23 protein-coding genes and 2 pseudogenes are annotated in these 23,558 nt (G+C 67.1%); 8 read left to right on the top strand and 17 right to left on the bottom strand.

Annotated features, from left to right (window positions below; translation table 11 throughout):
- Positions 1-17 precede the first annotated feature (17 nt).
- The 3 genes from J8I34_RS22130 to J8I34_RS22120 form a co-directional block, all read right to left on the bottom strand.
- A complete protein-coding gene (locus J8I34_RS22130) occupies positions 18-1,229 on the bottom strand; it encodes a YbfB/YjiJ family MFS transporter (RefSeq protein ID WP_209807041.1) in 1,212 nt (403 codons plus the stop codon).
- A gap of 154 nt (positions 1,230-1,383) precedes the next feature.
- Positions 1,384-2,004: a TetR/AcrR family transcriptional regulator gene (locus tag J8I34_RS22125; protein ID WP_029050548.1), complete on the bottom strand. Its 621-nt coding sequence runs from the start codon at positions 2,002-2,004 to the stop codon at positions 1,384-1,386.
- Between the two features lie 82 nt (positions 2,005-2,086).
- Positions 2,087-3,433 carry an MFS transporter gene (locus J8I34_RS22120; RefSeq protein ID WP_029050549.1) on the bottom strand — a complete coding sequence of 449 codons (1,347 nt, stop codon included), beginning with the start codon at positions 3,431-3,433 and terminating at the stop codon, positions 2,087-2,089.
- 351 nt (positions 3,434-3,784) lie between these two features.
- On the opposite strand from J8I34_RS22120, the gene J8I34_RS22115 reads away from it, so the two are divergent.
- Together J8I34_RS22115 and J8I34_RS22110 are read left to right on the top strand one after the other, a co-directional pair.
- Positions 3,785-4,672, top strand: a complete 888-nt coding sequence (locus J8I34_RS22115; RefSeq protein WP_029050550.1) for a LysR substrate-binding domain-containing protein — start codon at positions 3,785-3,787, stop codon at positions 4,670-4,672.
- An 88-nt stretch (positions 4,673-4,760) separates the two neighbouring features.
- Positions 4,761-5,879 carry an NAD(P)H-dependent flavin oxidoreductase gene (locus J8I34_RS22110; protein ID WP_209807040.1) on the top strand — a complete coding sequence of 373 codons (1,119 nt, stop codon included), beginning with the start codon at positions 4,761-4,763 and terminating at the stop codon, positions 5,877-5,879.
- A gap of 22 nt (positions 5,880-5,901) precedes the next feature.
- On the opposite strand, the gene J8I34_RS22105 is transcribed toward J8I34_RS22110, so the two are convergent.
- A complete protein-coding gene (locus J8I34_RS22105) occupies positions 5,902-6,606 on the bottom strand; it encodes an MOSC domain-containing protein (protein WP_035878999.1) in 705 nt (234 codons plus the stop codon).
- Positions 6,607-6,718: 112 nt separating this feature from the next.
- On the opposite strand from J8I34_RS22105, the gene J8I34_RS22100 reads away from it, so the two are divergent.
- Positions 6,719-7,600 (top strand): LysR family transcriptional regulator, encoded by an 882-nt coding sequence (locus J8I34_RS22100; protein ID WP_209807039.1) that lies wholly within the window; start codon positions 6,719-6,721, stop codon positions 7,598-7,600.
- Between the two features lie 13 nt (positions 7,601-7,613).
- Here J8I34_RS22100 and J8I34_RS22095 read toward each other — a convergent pair whose 3' ends face one another.
- The 5 genes from J8I34_RS22095 to J8I34_RS22075 all read right to left on the bottom strand — a co-directional run bounded on the left by J8I34_RS22095 (position 7,614) and on the right by J8I34_RS22075 (position 11,651).
- Positions 7,614-8,039 (bottom strand): hypothetical protein, encoded by a 426-nt coding sequence (locus J8I34_RS22095; RefSeq protein WP_209775963.1) that lies wholly within the window; start codon positions 8,037-8,039, stop codon positions 7,614-7,616.
- Positions 8,040-9,035, bottom strand: a complete 996-nt coding sequence (locus J8I34_RS22090; protein WP_245176069.1) for an NAD(P)H-dependent flavin oxidoreductase — start codon at positions 9,033-9,035, stop codon at positions 8,040-8,042.
- Positions 9,035-9,589 (bottom strand): cytochrome b, encoded by a 555-nt coding sequence (locus J8I34_RS22085; protein WP_209807038.1) that lies wholly within the window; start codon positions 9,587-9,589, stop codon positions 9,035-9,037. The genes J8I34_RS22090 and J8I34_RS22085 overlap by 1 nt, the downstream gene beginning before the upstream one ends.
- Before the next feature lie 77 nt (positions 9,590-9,666).
- On the bottom strand, positions 9,667-11,301 hold the full coding sequence (gene actP, locus J8I34_RS22080) for a cation/acetate symporter ActP (protein WP_051320786.1): 1,635 nt from the start codon (positions 11,299-11,301) through the stop codon (positions 9,667-9,669).
- Between the two features lie 35 nt (positions 11,302-11,336).
- The gene (locus tag J8I34_RS22075) at positions 11,337-11,651 is read right to left on the bottom strand and encodes a DUF485 domain-containing protein (RefSeq protein WP_029050557.1); all 315 of its coding nucleotides are present in this window, start codon (positions 11,649-11,651) and stop codon (positions 11,337-11,339) included.
- Positions 11,652-11,961: 310 nt separating this feature from the next.
- On the opposite strand from J8I34_RS22075, the gene J8I34_RS22070 reads away from it, so the two are divergent.
- Positions 11,962-12,972 carry a ribonuclease Z gene (locus tag J8I34_RS22070; RefSeq protein WP_209807057.1) on the top strand — a complete coding sequence of 337 codons (1,011 nt, stop codon included), beginning with the start codon at positions 11,962-11,964 and terminating at the stop codon, positions 12,970-12,972.
- 404 nt (positions 12,973-13,376) lie between these two features.
- Positions 13,377-14,798 carry an aspartate ammonia-lyase gene (aspA, locus tag J8I34_RS22065; RefSeq protein WP_029050559.1) on the top strand — a complete coding sequence of 474 codons (1,422 nt, stop codon included), beginning with the start codon at positions 13,377-13,379 and terminating at the stop codon, positions 14,796-14,798.
- A 173-nt stretch (positions 14,799-14,971) separates the two neighbouring features.
- Here aspA and J8I34_RS22060 read toward each other — a convergent pair.
- A pseudogene (locus J8I34_RS22060) lies at positions 14,972-15,443 on the bottom strand (acetamidase/formamidase family protein); the annotation flags it as partial.
- 264 nt (positions 15,444-15,707) lie between these two features.
- Positions 15,708-16,475 carry an SDR family NAD(P)-dependent oxidoreductase gene (locus J8I34_RS22055; protein WP_029050561.1) on the bottom strand — a complete coding sequence of 256 codons (768 nt, stop codon included), beginning with the start codon at positions 16,473-16,475 and terminating at the stop codon, positions 15,708-15,710.
- Between the two features lie 126 nt (positions 16,476-16,601).
- Between J8I34_RS22055 and J8I34_RS22050 the strand changes: the two genes are divergently transcribed.
- Positions 16,602-17,195, top strand: a complete 594-nt coding sequence (locus J8I34_RS22050) for a TetR/AcrR family transcriptional regulator (protein WP_029050562.1) — start codon at positions 16,602-16,604, stop codon at positions 17,193-17,195.
- A 109-nt stretch (positions 17,196-17,304) separates the two neighbouring features.
- Positions 17,305-18,606, top strand: a complete 1,302-nt coding sequence (locus tag J8I34_RS22045; protein WP_209807037.1) for an MFS transporter — start codon at positions 17,305-17,307, stop codon at positions 18,604-18,606.
- 103 nt (positions 18,607-18,709) lie between these two features.
- Here J8I34_RS22045 and J8I34_RS22040 read toward each other — a convergent pair whose 3' ends face one another.
- On the bottom strand, positions 18,710-19,348 hold the full coding sequence (locus J8I34_RS22040) for a CDP-alcohol phosphatidyltransferase family protein (RefSeq protein WP_209775958.1): 639 nt from the start codon (positions 19,346-19,348) through the stop codon (positions 18,710-18,712).
- A 9-nt stretch (positions 19,349-19,357) separates the two neighbouring features.
- Positions 19,358-19,648, bottom strand: a complete 291-nt coding sequence (locus J8I34_RS22035; RefSeq protein ID WP_209807036.1) for an antibiotic biosynthesis monooxygenase family protein — start codon at positions 19,646-19,648, stop codon at positions 19,358-19,360.
- A gap of 151 nt (positions 19,649-19,799) precedes the next feature.
- On the opposite strand from J8I34_RS22035, the gene J8I34_RS22030 reads away from it, so the two are divergent.
- Entirely contained in the window at positions 19,800-21,599 is a 1,800-nt protein-coding gene (locus tag J8I34_RS22030) for an ExeM/NucH family extracellular endonuclease (protein ID WP_209807035.1), read from the top strand.
- Here the strand turns inward: J8I34_RS22030 and J8I34_RS22025 are convergent.
- The 4 genes and pseudogenes from J8I34_RS22025 to J8I34_RS22010 form a co-directional block, all read right to left on the bottom strand.
- Positions 21,596-22,066 (bottom strand): DUF2127 domain-containing protein, encoded by a 471-nt coding sequence (locus tag J8I34_RS22025; RefSeq protein ID WP_209775956.1) that lies wholly within the window; start codon positions 22,064-22,066, stop codon positions 21,596-21,598. The genes J8I34_RS22030 and J8I34_RS22025 overlap by 4 nt on opposite strands.
- A gap of 81 nt (positions 22,067-22,147) precedes the next feature.
- Complete coding sequence (locus J8I34_RS22020) at positions 22,148-22,585, bottom strand: hypothetical protein (RefSeq protein WP_209775955.1); 438 nt, start codon at positions 22,583-22,585, stop codon at positions 22,148-22,150.
- A 73-nt stretch (positions 22,586-22,658) separates the two neighbouring features.
- The gene (locus J8I34_RS22015; RefSeq protein ID WP_209775954.1) at positions 22,659-23,225 is read right to left on the bottom strand and encodes an SRPBCC family protein; all 567 of its coding nucleotides are present in this window, start codon (positions 23,223-23,225) and stop codon (positions 22,659-22,661) included.
- A gap of 128 nt (positions 23,226-23,353) precedes the next feature.
- Positions 23,354-23,558 (bottom strand): annotated as a pseudogene (locus J8I34_RS22010) (RND transporter); the annotation flags it as partial.

The raw sequence follows: 23,558 nt of genomic DNA, 5'->3' as shown, positions 1-23,558 counted from the left end.
ATTACTGCCGGCGGCGTTCACGGTGCCGCGCGGCGCTCGCCGGCCAGGCTCAACGCGAGCGCCAGTGCCAGCGCCACCGCGCCGCAGCCGAAGATCAGCGCGTAGTTCTCATGCGAATGCGCAAACATCCACGCATAGCCGTAGCCGGCCAGCGCCTGGAACAGCGCGAAGGCACTGGTGGCATGGCTCCACGCGGCGCGCTGCGCGGCCGCGTCGTGCGGCAGCGCCTCCTGGATCGCGCCCAGCCCCAGCGGCGCAATGCCGGGCGTGAAGGCGCCGAGGACCACCGCCGCCACACCTAGTGCAAGCGGATCGCCGCACAATGCCAGCATCGCCGTGGCAAGTCCCTGCAGCAGCAGCGAAACGCGATAGGCAACGCCGAAGCCGATGCGTTCGCCGGCAAAGCCGCACACCAGCGGTCCGGCGATCGCGCCCAGGCCATAGAGCACCCAGTACGATGCGCCGACCTCGCTGCCGCGCCCCAGGCCACGTGCGACCAGATCGACCAGCAGCATCATGGCCGGCACCAGGCCGAAGGCATTGATTGCGTATTGCGCATACAGCCATTGCAGCCGGCGCCGCGCCCCTGCCGGCGGTGCTTTTGCCGCCGCACCCGTACCGGATTGCGGCAACGGGCCGGGCCAGCCGAACCAGCTGAACGCAGTCAGCGCCAGTGCGCCCAACCCGAGCCAGGTTTCGCGCAGGCCGAACTGCAGCAAGCGCGGCACGAGCGTGCCCGAAGCGGCGATACCCAGCCCGAGCCCGACGAAGATCGTGCCCATCGCCAGCCCGCGGCGCGGCACCGGGATGTGCGGCAGGATCGAGGTCGCCACCAGCACCATGATGCCGCCCCCGGCCAGCCCCGAGACAAAGCGCCAGCCGAAGAACCACGCCACCGACAGGGGCCACGCGCAGGCAACGAATGCCAGCGTGGCGGCAAGCATCAACGCGCGCAGCACCGTGCGGCTGGGCCAGACCGATACCATCGGCCGACCCAGCAAGGCGCCGGCCAGGTAGCCGGCGAAATTGGCCGCGCCCAGCGCGACGGTTTGCGAGGCCGGGAACCAGTGCGACTGGATCAGCGGCGAGATCAGCGCGGTGTAGGCAAAGCGCGCCAGGCCGATGGCGACAAGGCTGGCGCACAGGCCGCACAGCGCGGCGTAGATCTCGCGCCATGCCAAAGGATCGGGGGCGGTGGCGGCGGCGCAGAGGCCGGCAGGTCTGGACATGGGATTCTCCGGTTCGGTCCCACCCTTGCGCAGGGCAAAAGGGGGCCATCGGCGCCAGGCATGGCGCCGAAAAAAAGCATGCAGGCTCCCGGCACGCTGCCAAGGCGGCGTGTCCGGAATTGCAAAGGGGAAGATCAGGCAGTTATGGCGGGAATCAGCCGGTGCCGGGCACGGCGGCCATGCTCAATGGTGGCAAGCCAAGCAGTGCCAGAGTCGGCCGCACAGCCGCCTCGAGCAACGCGCGCTGTGGGGCGGCGCGAGCCAGCACGCGCATGCCGAGCAGCGTCGCCAGCAACTGTGCCGAAGCGTCGTCGGCCGACACGCTAGTGCTGGCCGTGCCATCCTGCTGCGCGGCGGCAAACCGGTCCCGGAAGAACGCACGGATTTCCGCGAACGCGTCCGCGACCTTCTGCTGCACGTCGGAAGCGTCAGGCGTGACTTCCAACGCGGTATTGACCAGCAGGCAGCCGCGATGCAGCGGATCCGCCAGCGAGCGCTCCAGGCTCTCCGACAGGTACGCCGAAATGGCCGCGCCGGGTGGCAGCATAGTGCCCAGACGGCCGATCCGCTCGCGCATGCTGGCTTCGAGATAACCCTCCAGCGCCAGCAGGAACAGCGAGCGCTTGTCGCCGAAGGCGTTGTACAGGCTGGGCTGGGTCATGCCCATGGCACTGGTCAGGTCGCGCGTGGAGGTAGCTTCGTAGCCACGCGCCCAGAAGGCGTCAAGCGCGGCAGTCAGCGCGGCCTGTTCGTCGAATTTGCGGGGTCTGGCCATGGTCGCTCGATTTTGTATCGTTCGCTATGAAACGGATTATAGATCGATCGATACAAAACACAAGACCATGCCCGGGCAAGGGTCAGGCCGGCGCCAGCGGGTCTGGTGCGACCAATCGCAGCCAGCTCGCAACCGCGGCCACGGCAGCAAATCCTGCCCCCAGCGCCAGGGCCAGCCCTGGGCCGTGCGCTCCGCCGATGCCGAAGCACAGCGCCACCAGCGCGGCGCCGGTGGCCTGGCCTAGCAGGCGCGCGGTGGCAATCACCCCGCTGGCGCCGCCGCTGCGCTCACGCGGCGCGCTGGCCATCAAGGCTTTCAGGTTTGGCGACTGGAAGAAGCCGAAACCGGCACCGCAAATGCACATGCGGATACCGATATCGAGCGTACTGGGATTGGCGGGCAGCAGCGCCAGCGATACCATGCCCGCACTCAGCACCGCCAGCCCCACCCCACCCAGCAAGCCCGGCGGATAGCGGTCGGAAAGCCGGCCGGCCAGCGGCGCGACCAGCGCCACCACCACCGACCACGGCGTCAGCAGGAAACCGGTCTCGACCTGGCCGCGCCCCAGCACATGCTGGAAGTAGAACGGCAGCGACACAAACGCCAGCCCCTGTGCCGCGAACGAGCACACCGCCGTCAGCGTCGACAGCGCGAACATCGGACGACGGAACAGGTCCAGCGGCAGCATCGGCGCGGCCCGGCCGCGTTCGCGCCAGACCAGCAGGCCGAACGCCACCACGAACACGCCGGCAGCCGCGAGCGACTCATGCAGCGGCGCGCGCTGCGCGCCTTCGCCCAGCGCGAAGATCAGCGCGGCAAAGGCCACCACGTTGAGCAGCGCCGCGACCCGGTCGAACGTCTGCGTGCCGCGCGGCGTCTGCGGCAGCGCGCCGCGCGCGATCCCCAGCGCCAGCAGCCCGATCGGCAGGTTGACGGCAAACAGCCACGGCCACGTGCCGAACGACAGGATCACCGACGCCACGGTCGGCCCGACCGCGAACGACACGCCCACCACCAGCGCATTCAATCCCAGCCCGCGCCCCAGCCTGTGCATGGGAAAGATGGAGCTGATCAGCGCCGTGTTGACGCTCATGATCGCGGCCGCACCGATGCCTTGCAGCGCGCGTGCCGCCGCCAGTGTCGGCAACGACCACGCCAGCGCGCACACGACCGACGCGACGGTGAACACCGCGACACCGCCAAGATAGATGCGGCGGTGCCCCAGGATGCCACCCAGCGCCGCGAACGGCAGCAGCGTGGCGACCATGGCCAGCTGGTACGCATTGATCACCCATACCGAAGCCGCCGGCGTGGCGCGCAGGTCGGCGGCGATTGAGGGCAGTGCCGTGTTGGCGATCGCGGTATCGAGGGTCGCCAGAGCGACCGCGATCATGATGGCGGCCATGCCGCGCCGTTCGCGCGAGGTCATGGCGTTGTCTGCGGCGGCGGCAGACGCGGAAGGAAGGGGCGCTGAGGTGGACACTGTCGTTGCCGGTTACCGGTTGCCGCCAGCGGCGGCACCAGATCGACACGATACGGGAAAATCCTTCAGCGCGCTGAAGAGGGTTTCATATGTATGCACATTTACCGACCGGTCGCGCTCGCTTCGTTTGCGCAAGCCCGGCACTGGCAAATCAAGGCTTTCGAGCGCAATGCGATCCTTGCCTCGAAACGCGTGCGGCCATCGGACCGCCGCCTTGACATACCATTCTCAATACACAATACTAAATCAAATTTAATTCTTTTTTTGAGAACGTCATCGCAAGATGCCGTAGCCGGTGTGGAACTTGCTGAACTTGAAATCTTCCAGGCCGTCGCACGCGAACAAAGCATCACGCGGGCGGCAAAGACGCTGGAGCGGGTGCAATCCAACGTCACCACGCGCATCAAGCAGCTGGAGGAAAGCCTGGGCGTCGCGCTGTTCCAGCGTGACAGCAAGAAGATGATCCTGACGCCCGAAGGCCAGCGCCTGCTGGGCTATGCCGAGCAGTTGCTCACGCTGGCCGAGGAGGCGCGCCAGTCCATGCGCACCACTGCGCCAAGCGGCAGGCTGCGCCTGGGCTCGATGGAAAGCTCGGCGGCAACGCTGCTGCCAAAGCCGCTGGGGCGCTATCACGCGGCCTGGCCGGATGTCGAACTGACCGTCACCACGGGCACCACGCAATTCCTGGTCGACGCCGTGCTGGGGCACCGTCTGGATTGCGCGGTGGTGGCTCATCCGGGCACGGGCGCACCGCGCAGCCTCGATGTCGCCGCGCTGGGTGATGGTCTTGACGGCGTCTTCCTGCGGACCGAAGAGCTTGTGCTGGTGCTGCCCGCCACGCACCCGAAGGTACGCCAGCCGGGGGACGTCACGCTGCGCCATCTCGCGGCCTTCAGCCGGGGCTGCACCTATCGGCAGTGTGCCGAAGCCTGGCTTGAGTCAGGCGGCGAGGAGATGCGCCGTCGGCTCGCCGTGGTGGAAATGCCTTCCTATCATGCGATCTTTGCCTATGTCTCCGCGGGATCCGCCGTCGGCATCGTGCCGCGCGCCCTGCTGGCCATGCATCCGGATGCGGCGGAGTTCCACACGGTACCGATCAGGCCGGTCCATACCTTCCTGGTCAGGCGATCCGGCTTCAGCACGTCGGCATACGAAGCCTTCCTGCGGGAACTGCGCCGTGACTGACCGGCGCCGGCGCCCGCACCGCTGCCAGTCGCAACCGCTCTCCGACCGGCGCGCTCAGGCGCCTGTCATCAACAAAGGGAACAGCATCATGGAATCATCCAAGCCCCTGGACCACCGCCGCGACCTGCTTGCGCGGCTCCGGATTTCCACGCCCATCATCCAGGCGCCGATGGCCGGCGTCGGTACGCCCGCGCTGGCGGCTGCCGTGTCCGAAGCCGGCGGCCTCGGTTCGCTCGGCGTCGGCGCCATGGACGCCGAAGGCGCACGCAAGGCGATCCGCGAAACGCGTGCGCTGACCGGCAAGCCGTTCAACGTCAACCTGTTCTGCCATGCGCCGGCCCGGTCCGATCCCGCACGCGAACAGGCCTGGCTCGACTATCTCGCCCCGCATTTCGCGGAGCATGGCGGCACCGTTCCAGACAGCCTGCGCGAGATCTACAAGAGCTTCGTCGAAGACGACGACATGTTCCGGATGCTGCTGGAAGAAAAGCCCGCCGTCGTGAGCTTCCATTTCGGCCTTCCTCCCCAGCACAAGATCGATGCGCTGCACGACGCAGGCATCGTGCTGCTGGCCAGCGCGACGTCGTTGCAGGAGGCCCGCCAGATCGAAGCCGCGGGCATCGATGCCATCGTCGCGCAAGGCATCGAAGCGGGCGGCCATCGCGGCGTGTTTGATCCGGCCGCCTACGACGAGGGGCTCGGCACGCTGGCACTGGTGCGCGTCCTGGCGCAGAACGCGCGCCTGCCGGTGATTGCAGCGGGTGGCATCATGGACGGCGCGGGGATTGCCGCAGTACTGGCGCTGGGTGCGCAAGCGGCGCAACTCGGCACCGCCTTTATCGCCTGCCCCGAGACCTCGGTGGATGCCACTTATCGCAGCGCACTCGCGGCGGACATCAAGCGCCCCACCACGCTCACTCACGCCATCTCCGGCCGCGCCGCCCGGGGCTTCATGAACCGCCTCTCGGAAATCGGCGAGCATCCGGACGCGCCGGCCATTCCCGACTACCCGATCACGTATGACGCCGGCAAGGCGCTGCACGCCGCTGCCAAGGCCAAGGGAAGCGCGGACTATGCAGCGCAGTGGGCGGGACAGGCAGTACCGCTGGCCCGATCGCTGCCCGCGGCTGAGCTCGTCGAACGACTGCAGTCAGAATTGCAGGACGCGATCGAGCGCCTGGCCGCCATGCAACGCGTGACTGCCTAGCTTTGCCGTGCCGGCCGCTGTCTCAGCGATGCAGCGTGCCGGCCTGCGCAGCAACGCGGCGCTCCCGAATCCACCGCGCGCGCTCGGTCAGTCGCCGTTTCCAGTCATCAGCCAGTCCCTCTACCGCACTGAGCGCCTGCATGTCATCGACTTCCGGCACGTGTGCCGACACGACCTGCCAGAACTCGCTGATCGAAAACCGGTCGTTCGCGCGTTCGAGGCGCTCCAGGATATCTCCCGGCCGGATCGTTCCCGGCTGGAGCACGCGGTAATACCACCCGGTGATGCGTTCCCTGGCGACCAGCAACGACAGCCCTTCCACCGAGAAACGATGATTGATCTTCCAGCAAGGACTACGCGGCTGCGAAACCTGCAGCACGACGCTGCCGGCCCGATAGATATCGCCGATATGCACGCTGCGCTCATCGAGACCGACCGTGGCAATGTTCTCGCCGAAGCTGCCGGGAACCAGCGCATCGGCGACATGGGGAAAGCCAGTCGCCAGCGTTGCATAGTTTTCGGTGGCGAAATGGTGGACAGCCTTCTCCGGACCGCCATGCACGCGCGTATCCGCATGCTGGTCGCCAACGATGCCTTCCGCGACGACCCGGACCTCGCCTTCGATGCGCCGCTTGAAGATGCCGCTGCGATGGCCCTCTTCGCCGAGTATGCCGATGCCGCCGGCAAAGATCGCGTCAATAGGTACGTTGTGCGTCGATTCAGGCATTGGTGACTCCGTCATGCATCTGGTCGGACTATAGATTCACAGCAGACAGCATGGCCAATGCTTTATAGGCATTCCATGCATCACTACCAATCATGGATGGAGGCCCGGCGACATGGAACTGCGCCAGCTGAAGATGTTCTGCGCGGCCGCGGAGTATGGCAGCTTCACCGCAGCCGCGGAAAAGGTGCACTGCGTGCAGTCGAACATCACCATGCGCGTCAAGGAGCTTGAGGCCGAGCTGCAGCAGACTCTGTTTATCCGGCGCAAGACCGGCATCACGCTGACCTCGGCCGGGGAAGTCTTTCTTGGCTATGCGCGGCGGATCCTCCAGCTCACCGAGGAAAGCCGCAGCGCGCTGCTGGACAGCACCGTGCCCGCCGGTCCGTTGCGGCTGGGCTCCATGGAGACCACAGCCGCGGTGCGGTTGCCAAGGGTGCTGGCGCGGTATCGCGAACGCTATCCCAAGGTGCAGCTCTCGCTGACCACCGGCACCACGGCGGAGCTGATCAAGGCCGTCGCCACACACCGGCTGGACGGCGCCTTTGTCGGAGGCTTTCACCAGAACCCCTCGCTCCACGAGGAAGCGGTCTTCAACGAGGAACTGGTGCTGGTCAGCAGCAGCCGGTACGCCTCGCTTGCCGAACTGGCCGGCGAGATCACCCAGCAGACCGTACTCGTATTCCGCTCGGGGTGCTTCTATCGCTCCACGCTGGAGCAATGGCTATACCAGGCAGGGCTGATTCCGGGGCAGATCCTGGAACTCGGGACGCTTGACGGCATCCTGTCTTGCACCGCCGCGGGCATGGGCGTGACGATCCTGCCCAGGGCGGTGGTCGAACACCATGAATCGCGCGACCAGATTTCATGCCACAGCTTGCCCGACGAGTTCGCAAAGGTGGCGACTGTCTTCATCCGGCGCAAGGACACGTTCGAAACGGCGGCGCTGCGGGCCATGGCCAGCATGGTGCATGAGCAGTTCGCAGTGTCCGGCTGATCGGCCGCCCGGGTCAGCCGGCGCGTGCCAGCCGGCTTTCCAGCGCCAGCAGGATAGCCGTCAGCACCGTACAGGCAACGACCGCCGGCAGCGGCAGGCCCAGCAGGACCGCGCCGCCGCTGGCCAACGCGGGAGGATGGCGCAGCATCGTTGCCTGGATGCCCAGCAGCACGATGCATCCTGGCAGCCATAGCAGTGGCTGGTGACCGCTCCCCGCTGCCGACAGCGAAGTCATCAGCGCACCGACGATGAATGCAGCGGCACCGCTGAGCAGGTGGGAAGCGGCAAAGCCCGCGATGCGCCTGGTCCCGCCCCGGGCCGGGACGCCGGCAGTCAAGGCAGTGATCACCAGCGGAAACACCGCCGCCTCCGATGCCCACACCGCGGCCAGCGGCATGCCGAGCGTGCAGACCAGCAACGCCCTGAGGAGTGGCGCCATTCAGGCGACGGCCTGCAAGAGAGGCGCCGCGGTCTGGCAATCGCCCGCACGCCAGTTCGAGAATCCCGCCACCAGTTCCGCGACGCGCTCGGCGGCGGGAACGATTCCATGGATCTTGCCTACCCCCTGCCCCGCGTACAGCGACAGTTTTTCCGCCATCTCCGGCTTGTCGATGACCCGCGCGCCGCCGCCGACGTACTTGATCGGATTCCACTTCTTCCGGTTGGGGATCACCCGATGCGGCGTGCCGAACTTCCATCCGAACGAGTAGCCGGTGCGATACTCGGTGTCATCGATGGTCGCTTCCACGATCTTCTGCTTGTAGAGGTCGTGCGCCAGGGACTCGTCGCTGGCGACAAAGGCGGTGCCCACCCACACCCCGGCGGCGCCCACTTCCAGCACGGCGCGTACATCCGCACAATCCGTGATGCCGCCGGCGGCCAGCACCGGCCGGCCCTCGGCAATCTCGACGAAGGCAGGTACCAGCGACAACACGCCGATGGTGCCGCGGTTGAGGTGGCCGCCGCCCTCGGCACCCTGTGCGACCAGGATGTCGGCGCCCCAGGCTATTGCCTGCCGGGCAAGCGCGACCGAACCCACTTGCACGATCACGGTGATACCGGCCGCTTTCGCGCGCGGGATCATCTCGGCAAAGTCGCCATAGAAGAGCGAGACCACCCGCGGCTTCTCTTCGAGGATCACGCGGAACTGGGCTTCGAAGACTTCCGGGCCGCCGAAGGACGGGACGATGTTCACGCCAAACGGCTTGTCGGTAAGCGCCCTGGTCTCGCGGATCCACTTGCGCAATGCCAGCGGCGGCAGCCGCAACCCGCCGAGATGCCCCAGGCCACCCGCATTGGATACGGCGGCGGTCAGCGCGGGCCCTGATATGCCGGCCATGCCAGCCTGGAACACGGGATAGCGGATGCCACACAGGGCTGCCGCCGGCCCCATCGGCGCGGCGTGCATATCGTCTTGCTGGATCGGTTGCATCATCAGAGCTCCACTCGCTTGCCGAGCATGCGCTTCAGCGTGTCATTCTTCAGAACAAAATGATTCTTCATGGCGCCGAAAATATGGAGCGCCAGTCCCGCCAGGAACGCGTACGCGCCGATCTTGTGCAGAAGCCTGGCGAAGTACTCCACCTCCGGATTGGGCGCCACGATGGCAGGCAGCGCGATGCCGCCCGGCAGCCGCACCACGTCGCCGGCCGCCGACATGGCCAGCCAGCCGTCAAGCGGCAGCAGCACGGGCGCCAGCGCCAGCGCGACCGCGACCGAGCGGCTGATCATCACTTCGATCGGATTCGGCGTGCCCACCGGCAGTGGGTGATAGGAAGTGAGCCGCGCCCACAGCCGGTAAGCCGCCACGACGAAGAGCGCCGTGCCCAGCGTGCTGTGCATCGCGACCAGTTCTGCCTTCGCGGCGCCCGCGTCCGTCTGGCCGGCCGACAGGCCGAGCCAGACCATTACCGCCACCGCCGCCGCGATCAGCCAGTGCAGGCCGATGGTGATGGGCGAAAAGCCCAGTCCTGTGTCTCTCATCTGCATTGTTCAACTCCGGATGACTTCAAGTTCAATGCACGCCCCGGCGGTTCATCCGAGGCCTGCCCCACCGATCCGCCACCTCAGTGGTTCACCGCCCCGGACGCGCCGATGCCGGTTTGCGCACGGACAAACTGGTCGCCGTAGGCGTCCCGTTCGCGGCGGCTGCGTGCGCTGCGATCGGTGACCGAGACCAGCCAGGTGCACAGCAGCGCCACGTTCATCGAGACGATGGCGGGATAGTCGTAGGGAAAGATCGCTGCCTTGAATCCAAGGATCTTGACCCAGACCGCCGGCGACAGGACGACCAGCCCGACCGCACACACCAGCCCGGCGATGCCGCCGGCCAGGGCGCCGCGCGTAGTCAGCCCCTTCCAGTAGATAGAAAGCACCAGGATCGGGAAATTGACCGAAGCCGCCACACCGAAGGTCAGTGCTACCAGGAAGGCGATGTTCTGCTCCTTGAACAGGATCCCGAGCGCAACCGCGACCACGCCAATCGACACCGACGCCAGGCGGGACACGCGCATCTCGTCCGCCGGGCTCGCGGTATTCTTCCTGAGCACCCTGGCGTACAGGTCGTGGGAAATCGCCGAGGTGCCGGCCATGGTCAGGCCCGCAACAACCGCGAGGATGGTGGCAAAGGCAACTGCCGACAGGAAGCCCAGGAACAGGTCGCCACCGAGCGCCCTGGCCAGGTGCATCACCGCCATATTGCTGCCGCCGATCATGTTGCCGCCCAACACGCCGCCCTCGAAGAACGCGGCATCCTGACCGACGATGACAATGGCCGAAAGCCCCAGCACCGCCACAATCAGGAAAAAGAATCCGATAAACCCGGTGGCGATAAAGACTGACTTGCGGGCTTGCTGCGCATCGGGCACCGTGAAGAAGCGCATCAGGATATGCGGCAGCCCCGCCGTGCCGAACACCAGGCCCACCGACAGCGACAGCATCGACAGCGGGTCGGAGACGAGCGCGCCGGGCGCGAGGATCTTCACGCCGTCCTTGTGGCTGGCCACCGCCTGCGTCAGCAGTGTTTCAAACGAGAAGCCGAATCGCCACAGGGCAAGGATCGCCAGCAGCGTGCCCCCCGCCAGCAGCAAGACCGCCTTGATGATCTGCACCCAGGTGGTCGCGACCATGCCGCCGAAGGTGACATAGATCATCATCAACAGGCCTACGCCGATCACCGCGTAGTTGTACTCGAGCCCGAACAGCAGCTGGATCAGCTGCCCGGCTCCCACCATCTGGACGACCAGGTAGAAGCAGACGATCGTCAGCGAGCCGAAGGACATGAAGGTACGAATCCGGTCCTGGTCAAGCCGGTAGGAGGCAATATCGGCGATAGTGACCTTGCCCAGATTGCGGATCTTCTCCGCGAACAGGAACAGCAGCAGCGGCCACGCGACAAAGAAGCTGATCGCGTAGATAAAGCCGTCGTAACCCTTGGCGAAGATCATGCTGGTGACACCGAGCAGCGCCGCCGCCGACATGTAGTCACCCGCCAGTGCAAGGCCGTTCTGGAAGCCGGTAATGCCGCCGTTGCAGGTGTAGAAGTCATCCAGGGACCTGGTGCGCGCCGCGGCCCAGTAGGTAATGCCCAGTGTCGCCAGCACGAACAGCAGGAACATGACGATGGCGACCATGTTGATCGGCTGGGCCTGCACCGACTGCAGTGCCGCGGGGGCGGCGTGGGTGCTGGCGGCGCCCAGCATGGCGCACGATGCGAGGCATCAAATGAAAGTGGCCTTCATTTCGCGGCCTCCCCGACCAGCTTGCTGGTGAGGCCGTCGAATTCATTATTGGCGCGGCTTACGTAAAGGCCGGTCAGAAGCCACGCGCCCAGGATGATCAGCACGCCGACCAGCCAGCCGACGCTGACGCTGCTTAGCGCGGAAACCCGTGCGGCGAGTATATCGGGGCGCAGCGCCGCGACGAGAATGAAGAGGTAGTACGGGACCAGCGTGACGGCCGATAGCAATACCACCAGCCGCCTTCGCCGCCGGACCAGTTCCTCGAATAGCGGGTGTTCGCCAATGATGGAATAGGCGCTTTTATGGGACATGTCTCCTCCTTTTTTGATCGTGCAGGTAGCGTTGCAGATAAGGTTGGGTACGCCTAAATTAGGCGGCCGGACCTCTCATGTAAAACGATCTTTGGTGATGCCTTCCATCACTGGCGGTGAGGGATCGGATTCGCCGGGAACACGCTCCACGCACGCAAGAAATGGTTCATCGAGGACGGCCGAGGCGGGATTGCGCGGTACGCAGCGAGGCGTCGCTTCGGGAGGAGCGCCGCGCCGCGCTTTGTCGCCCCCTATACTTCTCGATAGAGATGGCCGGAAAGCCCGGTTGCCTTCCGCACCGCGAGTGACCATGCGTCCCCTGCTGCAAGCCCGCCTCGTCAATGACGCTTTCGGCGACCCTGCCCTGTTCGTGGATTTCCTGGACGAACGGCGCGCGTTGCTATTCGACCTGGGCGACATCACCGCGCTGATGCCGCGCGACCTGATGCGCGTCTCGCACGTGTTCGTCACGCATACGCATATGGATCACTTTTCCGGCTTCGACCATCTGCTGCGGGTACTGCTCGGGCGCAAGCCATGCATCGCGCTATACGGCGGGCCGGGATTCGTGGCGCAGGTCGCACACAAGCTGCATGCGTATATCTGGAACGTGGTGCATCGCTACGACATGGAGTTGGTCGTAGAGGCGTTTGAACTCGCATTGGACGGCCGCATGCGTAGCGCCCGGTTTTCCAGCCGGGATCGCTTTGCCGGCGTGACCGGGGCAACGACTGAACAGATCGACGATATCGTTCACGACGAGACGACGTTCCGGGTGCGCGCCTGCTTTGTCGACCATGGCATTCCATGCCTGTCTTACCTGGTCGAGGAAAAGGTGCGGCTCGGCATCAACAAGGAGCGCCTGGAAGCATCGGGCATGACAAAAGGCGCCTGGCTCCGTGAGCTGAAGCATGCGGTCCTGACCGATGCCCCCCAGGACACGCCGATTCTCGTGCAATGGCGCGACAGAAGCGGCGACCGTGCGGCAACGCAAACGGTTGGCAAACTAAGCCGCCTGATTCTCGACGCCGAGCCCGGCCAGCGCTTCGGCTACGCGACCGATCTTCGTGATACCAGCGACAACGAGCAAGCGCTGTCGAACCTGATGCAAGGCGCCGACCAGCTCTTCATCGAGAGCGTGTTCCTGGATGCCGATCGCGCGCACGCCCTGCGCAAGAACCACCTGACCGCTGCCCAGGCTGGCCGGATCGCGCGCGGCATCGGCGCCCGCGCGGTGACGCCTTTCCATTTCTCGCCGCGCTACCGTGGTCGCGCGGCGGAACTGGCTGGCGAAGTACAGGCGGCCTGGAAGCACTGTTGACCCCGGCCCCAATTGACGGCCTTGGAAGAGCTGGCGCCGGCCATCATAGTCGAGAACGATCTGGTTCATCGCGCCCAGCAGTGCCTGATCGCCACCACCTCACCACGGCGGAAGCCGCCATGGCCTATCGTGAACGTATCCTTGGCGCATTGCCGCCGGGCTCCGCATTCACGCCGCTGATGACCTGCTACCTGTGCGACACCACCGATCCGGCGGACATCCGCGCCGGCTATGACGCCGGTGCCTTTGCCGCCGCAATACTGTATCCCGCCGGCGCAACCACCCATTCCGAATATGGCGTGACGTCGACTTGCCGGACGGCCTGCACATTCGCCAGTTCCTCGCGGGCGAGACGCTGCCACGGACGCTCGCCTAGCGGACGACCACATTTATCGGATCGCATCATGACCAATACCTATCGCACCGAAACCGATCTGCTTGGCGAACGCCAGGTGCCGGCCGACGCCTACTACGGCGTCCATACCCTGCGGGCCTGGGAGAACTTCCAGATCAGCGGCACCCCCATCTCCTCATGGCCGGAGCTGATCATTGCGCTGGCCTCCGTCAAGCAGGCCGCCGCCGAGGCCAATGCCGAACTCGGCCTGCTGCCGGCCAACCTGCGCGACGCCATCCTGGCCGCCTGCCATGACGTGCGCGAAGGCATGCTGCACGACCAGTTCATCGTCGACACGATCCAGGGCGGCGCCGGCACGTCGACGAACATGAATGCCAATGAGGTCATCTGCAACCGCGCGCTCGAGCACATGGGCCACCGCAGGGGCGAATACCAGTTCCTGCACCCGAACGAGCACGTGAACATGGCGCAGAGTACCAACGACGTCTACCCCACAGCGCTGCGCATTGCCACGTACTTCGCCATCGAGCGCCTTCTCGAAGCGATGGAAGTCCTTCGCGCCGCGTTCGACCGCAAGTCGAGTGAATTCTCCGGCCTGCTCAAGCTCGGCCGCACTCAGTTGCAGGATGCGGTGCCGATGACGCTCGGCCAGGAGTTCTCCACGTATGCGGTCATGCTCGAAGAGGACATGGCGCGCCTGCGCGAAACCGCCCTGCTGATCAGGGAAATCAACCTCGGCGCGACCGCGATCGGCACCGGCATCACTGCGCATCCCGACTACGCGCCGAGGGCCCTGTCCGCATTGCGGCGGATCACCGGCATCGACCTGTGCCTCGCACCCAACCTGGTGGAAGCCACGCAGGATTGCGGCGCCTTCGTGCAGATCTCCGGCGTGCTCAAGCGCATCGCCGTGAAGCTGTCCAAGACCTGCAACGACTTGCGGCTGCTGTCGAGCGGGCCGCGCGCCGGCTTCGGCGAGATCAACCTGCCGCCGATGCAGGCGGGGTCGTCGATCATGCCGGGCAAGGTCAACCCGGTCATCCCGGAAGTCGTGAACCAGATCGCCTTCGAGGTATTTGGCAACGACACCACCATCACCTTCGCCGCCGAGGCCGGCCAGTTGCAGCTCAATGCCTTCGAGCCGGTGATCGCCGCGAGCCTGTTGCGCAGTTTCCGCCACTTGACCAATGGCTGCGTGACGCTGGCGCGGAAATGCGTCGATGGCATTACCGCGAACCCTGAGCGCCTGCGCGAGACCATCGAGCGCTCGATCGCACTGGTTACGGCGCTCAATCCGGTGATCGGCTACAAGAACGCGACCTCGGTCGCAGCTGAAGCCCATGCCAAGGGCACCACCATCCGCGAAGTGGTGCTGGCACGGGGCCTGATGACCGCCGAGGCGCTCGACGAAGCGTTGCGCCCCGAAACGCTGATCCGGCCGCGGGCCGACAAGCTGGCGGGCAAGCCATGAACGAGGGAATCCACACGCGCCATCGCAACGCAGTCGCGCTCGGGGGATCGGTCGGGCGGGCGTTGCTCGAGGCCGGCGCGGTCGTGCAGGACATCCTGGTCCTGTTCGACTACGGCACGTTCCCAACGCAGGCGGCCCGGTCCCGACGGAGCACCGCGTTCGATCATGGTGCTCTTGTGCAGGACCAGCTGAAAGTCCCCGGTGAGCGAGCATTCGATGGCGGTTCCGCATAGCTCCGAGTCACCCTGGGAGGCATGGGGATCGCCAATCGACAGCAACGCGCCCGGCACGGCAACCCTGAGGTAGACGGTGGCGCCTCGCGTGACACGCCAGTTGCCCAGGTTCCCGGCGAAGCTCGACGGCGGGATGGAATCGATCAGCCCGTCTTGCGCCGGCGCCACGGCAATGACGCCGAAGTGCGGCCGGACCGGTATGGCGACATCGCGCAGCACGTCGTAGTTCTTCGTGATGGTGGCATGGTCGACCGGCACGCCGGGATAGTCGATGGTCGGATGCAGCACGCCGAAGGGATCGCGCTGTGGCGTCCAGCGGAAGCTCGGCGCGCGCGCAACCGTCGGCCCGTTCGCAATCGATCTCGAACACGGTCACCACTTCGCGCTCGCGCGGTTCCGTCAGCATGTCGCGGCAAGCCCGGGTACGTGCCGCAGTTCGTTCAGTGCCGCACGGTGAATCCATACTAGGGATGGCAAGTGCGGGACTACTAGGACGGTACGTCCCAACACTTGTGCTGATGCGTACCAGGGTAAACCTGCGCGATGGCAACGCCGGGCATGGAACTGATTGACCGGCCGGCGGGTGCCCTGCGTCAGGCGATCCGGGACCAGCGGGCACGCTGGAAGTCTGTGGCCATGGCTTCCGGCTTCACGGCGGCCAAATCGTTGTCTCGCTTCATTGCGCCGACAAGCCTCCATCCACCCCGATGCTCTGGCCATGGATATAGCGCCCGGCCGGCGCCGCCAGCAGCACCGCCAGCCCCGCCACGTCCTCCGCCTCGCCGATGCGCCGCATCGGCACGCCCGCAGCCAGCCGCGCTTCGCGTTCGGGGTCGCCCCACAGGGCGTCGCGCGAGAACTCCGTGCGCACCGGGCCCGGGTTGATCGCATTGACGTTGATACCGGACGGGCCAAGCTCGAGCGCAAGGCTGCGCATGGCCTGGTCGATCGCCGCCTTGGTCACGCTGTACAGGCCAAGGAACGCCGAGCCGCGCTTGGCCGCGATGCTCGACATGAAGGTAATCGAGCCGTCGCGGCGCTCGGCCATTTGCGGCGCCAGCGCATTCACCAGCATCAGGTTGCCGCGCACGTTGCCGGCCATGGCCGCATCGAATACCTCGGGGCCTTGCGCCAACATGGAACCCGGCGTCGCGCCGGCGGCCGCATTGAGGACGAGCGCATCGACCCGGCCGTAGGCGGCCAGCGCCTGCTCCGCGAAGGCGCGCACGCTGTCGACGTCGCCAATGTCACAGGCGATGCCGGTGGCACGGATGCCTTCCGCTTCCAGCTGGACGGCGACGGTGCGCCCCGCTTCGCCGTCGCGTCCCGACACCACTACCGCGGCGCCGGCGCTGCCCAGCGCCCGCGCCATGGCGAGGCCCATGCCGCGGGTGGATCCGGTGACGACGGCAACGCGGCCGCTCAAATCGAAGAGGTTCTGCATGACGGGTGACTCCTGAAGGTGATGGCTGGATTGCCTTGCGCTTATAGATGATGACTGACATCTATTGAATAAAGTATGGTCGTCATCTAAACTGCGGTCAAGGCAGAAATCCGAGGAGCTCTTCACATGGCACGCGCATCACGCGAACAGGCCGACAAGAACCGCGAAGCGATCGAACAGGCGTCGTCGCGACTGTTCCGCGAGCGCGGACTGAACGGCGTCAGCGTCGCCGAGCTGATGGCCGGTGCCGGCCTGACCCACGGCGGCTTTTATGGTCACTTTGCGTCCAAGGACGCGCTCGCCGCACAGGCCTGCAAGCGCGCCTTTGAGGAATCCACCGGACGCTGGGAGCGCCGCCTGGCGCGCGCCGGCGGCGACCGGCATGCCATGCTGGCCAACCTGGTCGAGCCTTACCTGACGCCTGCGCACTGCGCCAACCCCGGAGCTGGCTGCGCGGCCGCGGCGCTGGCGGGGGACGTGGCGCGCGAGCCTGCCGACAAGCCGGTGCGGCAGGCTTTCCTGGAGGGCTTCAAGGTACTGGTCGATGACATGGCCACGACCGTGGCCAGCGATGAACCGCAGGTGCGGGAGGAAGAGGCGTTGGTCCGCATGGCCATGCTGGTCGGTGCGCTGACGCTGGCGCGCGCAACCGAGGGCGATCCGATCTCCGACGCCATGCTCGACGCCGTCCGCAACCGCTTGCTGGGCAGTTCCGCGTAGTCCGGAAGCCGTTTTTCAACCACTCGCCGGGCCTGCTCCCTGCCACCTCCAGGCCGGCGGGTGGGGCCCCTTTTTCCTGTCGTTACCCAACCGAGGCCAGAAAAATCCAATGTTTGCGCAAGCCTTGTCCAGCCGGCTCGACCGGCGCGGCATCCACTACGCGTGGCTGGTCGCCACCCTGACCTTCCTGGTGATGCTCACTACCTCGGCCGCGCTCGGCCTGCCCGGCGCGTTCCTGTCGCCGCTGGCACGCGAGATGGGCTGGAACACCGATGAGATCTCGTCGATCCTGGCCTTCCGCTTTGCGCTGTTCGGACTGATGGCGCCGTTCTCGGCCATCCTGATGGAGCGCTTCGGCGTGCGCAACGTGGTGTGCGCGGCGCTGGCACTGATCGCCGGCGGCATGGCGCTGGCAACGGTGTCGACCGAGTTGTGGCAGCTCTTCGTTGCGTGGGGGCTGATGCTGGGCGTTGGCTCCGGGCTGACCGCGCTGGTGCTGGCGGCCGTGGTCGCCAACCGCTGGTTCAGCGCGCGGCGCGGGCTGGTCATCGGCATCCTGACCGCCAGTTCGGCCACCGGCCAGCTCGCGTTCCTGCCGGTGGCGGCCTGGCTGATCGAACATATGGGCTGGCGCGTCGCGGTGCTGCCCGTGCTGGCCGCGTGCGCGTTGCTGGCAGTGCTGGTGCTGGGCATGATGCGCAACCGCCCCGCTGACGTGGGCCTGGCGGCGTTTGGCGAAGTCCCGGTCGCGACGCCGGTGCAGCCGCCGGCGCCCCCGGCACCACTGATGCTGCGCGGTCCCTTCGTGGTGTTGCGCGACGCCGCGCGCACGCAGGCCTTCTGGGTCCTGGCCGGCACCTTCTTTATCTGCGGCCTGAGCACCAACGGCCTGATCCAGACGCATTTCATCGCGCTGTGCGGCGACTTCGGCATGGGCCCGGTGCCGGCCGCATCCGCGCTGGCGATGATGGGCGCCTTCGACTTCGTGGGCACGATTTTGTCGGGCTGGCTGTCGGACCGCTATGACAGCCGCAAGCTGCTGTTCTGGTACTACGGGCTGCGCGGCCTGTCGCTGTTCTGGCTGCCGCATTCGACCTTCACGCTCTATGGCCTGTCGATCTTTGCCATGTTCTACGGGCTGGACTGGATCGCCACCGTGCCGCCGACGGTCAAGCTGGCTGCAACCACCTTCGGGCGCGAGCGCGCGCCGATGGTGTTCGGCTGGATCTTCGCGGCCCACCAGATCGGCGCGGCCGTGGCGGCGTTCGGCGCGGGGATGACCCGCACGCTGCTGCTGACGTATACGCCGGCGCTGTATGCAGCCGGCGCGGCCTGCCTGGTGGCGGCGCTGCTGGCGTTGATGGTCAGCCGCAAGCGCGCGGCCGGAGTGGCGGAGCCGGCACGCGCATGAGCCCGGGCGGAACGCGGCGCAACAAATGATGCAAGGCGGGCCGGGATCGCCGGATTTCGGTCCATCCTGACAAAAGCCCGCCCGCATCCGCGCGCCGGCGGACTCAGAACTTGGGAATGCGCAGCGTCTTGCTGACCATCAGCGTGCCCGACAGCGCGAACAGCAGCGCCAGCGGATGCAGCACGGCAGGCCCCAGCAGCCAGGCGCCGCCGGGCAGGTCGCCGCCCAGCTGTCCTTGCCAGCCACACCATGCCAGCACGGCGGTGAGCAGCACGCTGGTCGGAATCGGCGTGCCTTCGAAATACGCCACCTTGCCGCTGTCGCTGCCGGCGGCCAGCGTTTCGGCGGTGACGTTGAAGCGCGCCAGCCGGCTCACGCCGCAGCAGACGAAGTAGATCAGGATGGCCAGGTCCCAGCCGCCGCGCATGCCGGCGGCAAACGCCAGCGTGGCCGGGCCGACGCCGAACGAGATCACGTCGGCCAGCGAATCGAGTTCGCGCCCCAGCGCCGAATGGGCATGGCGCCAGCGCGCGATGCGGCCGTCGAGCACGTCGAAGATGAAGGCCAGCGGCGCCAGCGCCGCGGCCGTATAGAAGTGCGACAGCCGCTGGTCCGCAACGAAGAACATGGCGAAGAACACCGACGCCATGCCGCAGGCGGCATTGCCGAGCGTGAACACATCGGCAAGCTGCAGCTCGCGCAGCATCGAGAAATGGCGGGGACGCTCGGGCCGGGTGTTCATCGGTCGCGCTTACAGGGCCTTGGATACGTGGTGCACATTCGGCGGCGCGGCGAAGGTATCGCCGACCAATGCACGCCACTGCTGGAATTCCGGCGCTTCGCGGAAGTGGACCATGTGGTCTTCCACGGTCTCCCAGTCGACCACCAGCGTGTACTGCTCGGGCTGCTCGATGGAGCGGAACAGCTGCACGCCGTGGCAGCCGCGCGAGCGCAGGAACAGCGGCTTGGCCTGGCTGACGCCCTGTTCGAACTGCTGCTCCATGCCGGGCTTGATGGTGAGTTGGGCGATTTCCTTGATCATGGCGGTTCCGGGTACTTTGGGTTGGAGGCCGGCGCGCGCCGGCGGGTTCCTGCTACCTTAGCACGATCGCGGCGCCGCATGCCGCGGAAAGCATTCCGTTACACGGCTCGGCTAGCATCGTGGACCTTGCCACTTCGTTGCCAGAACTGCCATGCCGACACGCTTGCGACCTTTGCGCGGTAATCCTTGCTTCCCTGCCCTCGCCGTTCTTCTTTGCCTGCCCGCGGCCGCGCCGGCGCTTGGCGCCGTGCAGCCATGCGGCGCACCGGCGACAGCCATTGCCCAGGTCCAGGATGGCAGCGCCTTGTCCGGACGCACGGTGGAACTCGAAGCCGTGGTGACCGCGGATTTCAGCGGCGAGCGCGGCCTGCGCGGCTTCTTCGTGCAGCAGGCTGACGCCCGGCGCCAGCGGCGGCCGGGCATTTCCGAAGGGTTGTTCGTCTATGCGCCGCGGGCAACGGCGCGCGCGGGCGACCTGGTGCGCCTGTCCGGAAGGGTCGAGGAAAAATTCGGACAAACGCAGCTCACCTTGTCCGATGCGCCGACCGTCTGCGCCAGCGGCATTCCGGTCACGCCGGCAACGCTGACGCTGCCAGCCAGCGATGCCGACCTGCGTGCCCGTGCGGGCATGCTGGTCACGCTGCCGCAGACGCTGACGGTCAGCGATACCCATGAACTGGCGCGCTACGGCACGCTGGCGCTGAGCCTCGGGCGCCCGTTCGCGCCGACGCAGGCCGCCTTGCCGGGCGCGGCGGCAGCGCAAGGCGCGGCAGCCAATTCGCGCAACCGGCTGCTGCTCGACGATGGCTCTACGCGCCAGTATCCGGAAGTGGTGCCCTACCCGCCGCCGCAGCTTGCGGCCACCCATCCGCTGCGTGCCGGCGATACCGTCAGCGGCGTGGCCGGCGTGCTGGAGATGCGCCACGGGCAGTGGCGCCTGCAGCCGGTGCGCGGCGCGCGGGCTCCGGCGTTCCAGGCCACCAACCCGCGCCCGGGCGTGCCGGCGCGCCATCCCGCCGCAACGTTGCGGGTGGCGGCATTCAATGTGCAAAACTACTTCAATGGCGGCAGTGGCGGTCTCGCTTCGGCCGACAACCGCGGCGCGCGGAGCGCCGCGGCGCTGGCCCGGCAGGAAGCCAAGCTGGCCGCCGCGCTGCACGCGCTGGATGCCGACGTGATCGGCCTGATGGAGCTGCAGAACAACGGCTTTGGCCCGGACGGCGCCGCGGGGCAACTGGCGGCGCGGCTCGGGCCCGACTGGCGCGTCGTCGATCCCGGCACGCCCGCGCTCGGCGGCGACGTGATCGCGGTGGGCCTGCTCTACAACGCCCGCGCCGCAGAGATCGTCGGCCGTGCCGCCACCACGTGGCTGGGCGCGCGCAGCCGGCAGCCGCTCGCCGCCAGCTTCCGGGCAAAGGCCGGCGGCGCGCCCGTGACGGTCGTGGTCAACCACCTCAAGTCAAAGAACTGCATGGAAGCCGGTGGCGCGCAAGCCGACCACGGGGATGGCCAGGGATGCTGGAATCCCTCGCGCATGCAAGCGGCCGGCGCCCTCGCCGACTGGCTTGCCACGGTGCCGACCGGCGCGCCCGGCGCGGGCGTGCTGGTGATCGGCGACCTGAACAGCTATGCGATGGAAGATCCGGTGCGCCTGCTGGCACGGCGCGGCTATGCGGACATGGTGTCGAAGCTGGCGGGACCGCACGCCTACAGCTACGTCTATAACGGGCAGGCCGGCTACCTCGACCATGTGCTGGCCGATGCCGCGGCCGCAAGGCATGTCGTCGCCGTGCAGGCATGGCATATCAATGCCGACGAGCCGGCGGCGTTCTCGTATGCGCCGGCCCCGGGCGCGCCTTCGGTGCCCGCCTACTACGCCCCCGATGCATACCGGTCGTCCGACCACGACCCCTTGCTGATCGACCTCGCCCTCACCACCGCATCGCCCTAGCCGCCCGACACGCGCCGCATCAGCAATCCCCGCGCAAGGTATAGCACCACCAGCAGGTTGGCGGCCGCCAGCCCGCCATGCAGCCAGCTCGGGTGGACAAAGGCCTCGTACAGCTCCAGCGGGATATAGCTGCCGCCAGACCAGACGCCGATCCAGCTGCCCCACGCGAGCCCACGCCAAAGCCCGTAAGCCTCGGCGAAGCGCATCAGCGCATAGACCGCCGCCGAGCCGCCGATCGCCCACAGCCGCGCGTTCTCGGGATGCGCGAGCAGCGACAGGAAGATGGTGGGATAGCGGCTGGCGGGGTTGACGTGCAGGCGCTGGATGATGGCTTCGGCCAGCGCCTGCGCATCGCGGTGCAGCAGCGCCGCCAGGCCCAGGCCGGTGACGATCACCAGCAGGCCCTTGGCCGCCTCGAACATTGCGATGCCCTTCAGGCCCAGTGCGCCCTCGCCCTGCTTTGCCATGCGTGTTCCCCGTCCGGATTGCAGTGACTGCAAAGCCGGTATTGTGCAACAGGGGAAACGGCGCGCGGCAGGGCTGCGCCTTCAGCGGCCGTAGTCGCGCTCGCGCATCGGCCCGTCGGCATCGATGCCGCCGCTGGCGGCAAGCGGGCCATCGACGGTCAGCGGTCCGGCAACGGTCAGGTCGCCATTGACCACCATGTCTCCGTGCACGGTCAACGGTCCCTTGAACACCTTCAGGTAGCCGCCGCGATACGGCACCGCGCGGGCGCTGACCGGGCCGGTGAAATACGCCGCGGTCAGCGGGCCGCTGGCGAAGACGTGGCCGGCGACGGTAAGCGTGCCATGGACCCGCACCGGTCCCTGCACTTGCGCCGATCCGCCGATCGTGATCGAGCCCGACTCATGCGGCTGCGCACGCAACGGCCCCGCGCCGAGCTGCAACGCCAGCGCCAGCGTGGCGCCCAATGCCAGCCGCCACGCCCATGTCGCGGTATCGAGGCCAAGGGTACGGGGCATCATGATGATGAAAAACCTCCTGCAGCGGCGTTGGCCGCTGTTTCCAACTTAGTGCCGATCGCAATGCCGTGCAAGGTTATGGCACCTGCTGTGCTTCCAGCCTCGCCTTCAGGCGACTGACCGCCTCGGCCGACTCTGACTGCAGTCTCGAGCGCAGCATCAGGCGATTGATCAGCGCAAAGAGCAGCGTGGGCGACTGGTAGCTGAATTCCCGTTCGAAACGCGTGCTTTCCGCCGACGGCGTCAGCGACGGCGTCATGGCCGGCGTGAGCTTGTAGGTGATGGTGCCGGCCCGCCGTCCGCCCGGCACCTCGCCAGCGATCGCCCAGAGGCGTGGCCGCTGGCTGATGGTGACGGTCCAGATGACCACGGCGCTGCGCTCGCCTGCGACAAAGCTTTCGGCCACGCGCTCGCCGAGGCCCAGCGGATGGTCAGTCGCGCCGGCTACCGCGCCAGAGGCGGGATACCAGGCCGGCCAGTGCCGCGGCGTGGAAATATAGTCGAACACCTCGGTCGGGGTGCGCGCGATCACCACTTCGTCATGGATGCTGGTGCGGTCGGCCCACGGCAATGGCACCAGCAGCAGCGCCACCGTGAGCGCGGCAAAGATCAATCCCCAGACCGGTTTCCTGAAGCGAAGCATGGCGGCGGAACCAGGCGCACGCGGGTCTGTCCCCGGGCGCCCCGGACGCGTGGCGCGATGCTTCCAGTGTAGTGATTCCGGGGCGTCGCGCCAGCACCGCCGCGGTCACGGCACGGCGTTGCAGTGCGTCATTGCGCCGGCGCCGGCTGCGCGGCCGCCACCGTCTCCGGCACCGGCCCCCAGCCGCCGCCCAGCCGGCGGACCAGCGACACCGTTGCGGCAGCGCGCAAACCGGCCACCGCATTGGCTTCGCGCTGCGACTGCAGCACGGTGCGGTCGGCATCGATCACGGCCAGGTAGTCGACCGCGCCGGCATCGTAGCGGCTGCGCGAG

Source organism: Cupriavidus phytohabitans (assembly GCF_017815025.1).
Taxonomy (GTDB): domain Bacteria; phylum Pseudomonadota; class Gammaproteobacteria; order Burkholderiales; family Burkholderiaceae; genus Cupriavidus.
This window is presented reverse-complemented; position numbering and strand designations above follow the sequence as displayed.

Coding starts and splice junctions, on each gene's coding strand:
- J8I34_RS22130 (WP_209807041.1), bottom strand. CDS start 1,229: ATGTCCAGACCTGCCGGCCTCTGCGCCGCCGCCACCGCCCCCGATCCT.
- J8I34_RS22125 (WP_029050548.1), bottom strand. CDS start 2,004: ATGGCCAGACCCCGCAAATTCGACGAACAGGCCGCGCTGACTGCCGCG.
- J8I34_RS22120 (WP_029050549.1), bottom strand. CDS start 3,433: ATGACCTCGCGCGAACGGCGCGGCATGGCCGCCATCATGATCGCGGTC.
- J8I34_RS22110 (WP_209807040.1), top strand. CDS start 4,761: ATGGAATCATCCAAGCCCCTGGACCACCGCCGCGACCTGCTTGCGCGG.
- J8I34_RS22105 (WP_035878999.1), bottom strand. CDS start 6,606: ATGCCTGAATCGACGCACAACGTACCTATTGACGCGATCTTTGCCGGC.
- J8I34_RS22100 (WP_209807039.1), top strand. CDS start 6,719: ATGGAACTGCGCCAGCTGAAGATGTTCTGCGCGGCCGCGGAGTATGGC.
- J8I34_RS22095 (WP_209775963.1), bottom strand. CDS start 8,039: ATGGCGCCACTCCTCAGGGCGTTGCTGGTCTGCACGCTCGGCATGCCG.
- J8I34_RS22090 (WP_245176069.1), bottom strand. CDS start 9,035: ATGATGCAACCGATCCAGCAAGACGATATGCACGCCGCGCCGATGGGG.
- J8I34_RS22085 (WP_209807038.1), bottom strand. CDS start 9,589: ATGCAGATGAGAGACACAGGACTGGGCTTTTCGCCCATCACCATCGGC.
- actP (WP_051320786.1), bottom strand. CDS start 11,301: ATGCTGGGCGCCGCCAGCACCCACGCCGCCCCCGCGGCACTGCAGTCG.
- J8I34_RS22075 (WP_029050557.1), bottom strand. CDS start 11,651: ATGTCCCATAAAAGCGCCTATTCCATCATTGGCGAACACCCGCTATTC.
- J8I34_RS22070 (WP_209807057.1), top strand. CDS start 11,962: ATGCGTCCCCTGCTGCAAGCCCGCCTCGTCAATGACGCTTTCGGCGAC.
- aspA (WP_029050559.1), top strand. CDS start 13,377: ATGACCAATACCTATCGCACCGAAACCGATCTGCTTGGCGAACGCCAG.
- J8I34_RS22055 (WP_029050561.1), bottom strand. CDS start 16,475: ATGCAGAACCTCTTCGATTTGAGCGGCCGCGTTGCCGTCGTCACCGGA.
- J8I34_RS22050 (WP_029050562.1), top strand. CDS start 16,602: ATGGCACGCGCATCACGCGAACAGGCCGACAAGAACCGCGAAGCGATC.
- J8I34_RS22045 (WP_209807037.1), top strand. CDS start 17,305: ATGTTTGCGCAAGCCTTGTCCAGCCGGCTCGACCGGCGCGGCATCCAC.
- J8I34_RS22040 (WP_209775958.1), bottom strand. CDS start 19,348: ATGAACACCCGGCCCGAGCGTCCCCGCCATTTCTCGATGCTGCGCGAG.
- J8I34_RS22035 (WP_209807036.1), bottom strand. CDS start 19,648: ATGATCAAGGAAATCGCCCAACTCACCATCAAGCCCGGCATGGAGCAG.
- J8I34_RS22030 (WP_209807035.1), top strand. CDS start 19,800: ATGCCGACACGCTTGCGACCTTTGCGCGGTAATCCTTGCTTCCCTGCC.
- J8I34_RS22025 (WP_209775956.1), bottom strand. CDS start 22,066: ATGGCAAAGCAGGGCGAGGGCGCACTGGGCCTGAAGGGCATCGCAATG.
- J8I34_RS22020 (WP_209775955.1), bottom strand. CDS start 22,585: ATGATGCCCCGTACCCTTGGCCTCGATACCGCGACATGGGCGTGGCGG.
- J8I34_RS22015 (WP_209775954.1), bottom strand. CDS start 23,225: ATGCTTCGCTTCAGGAAACCGGTCTGGGGATTGATCTTTGCCGCGCTC.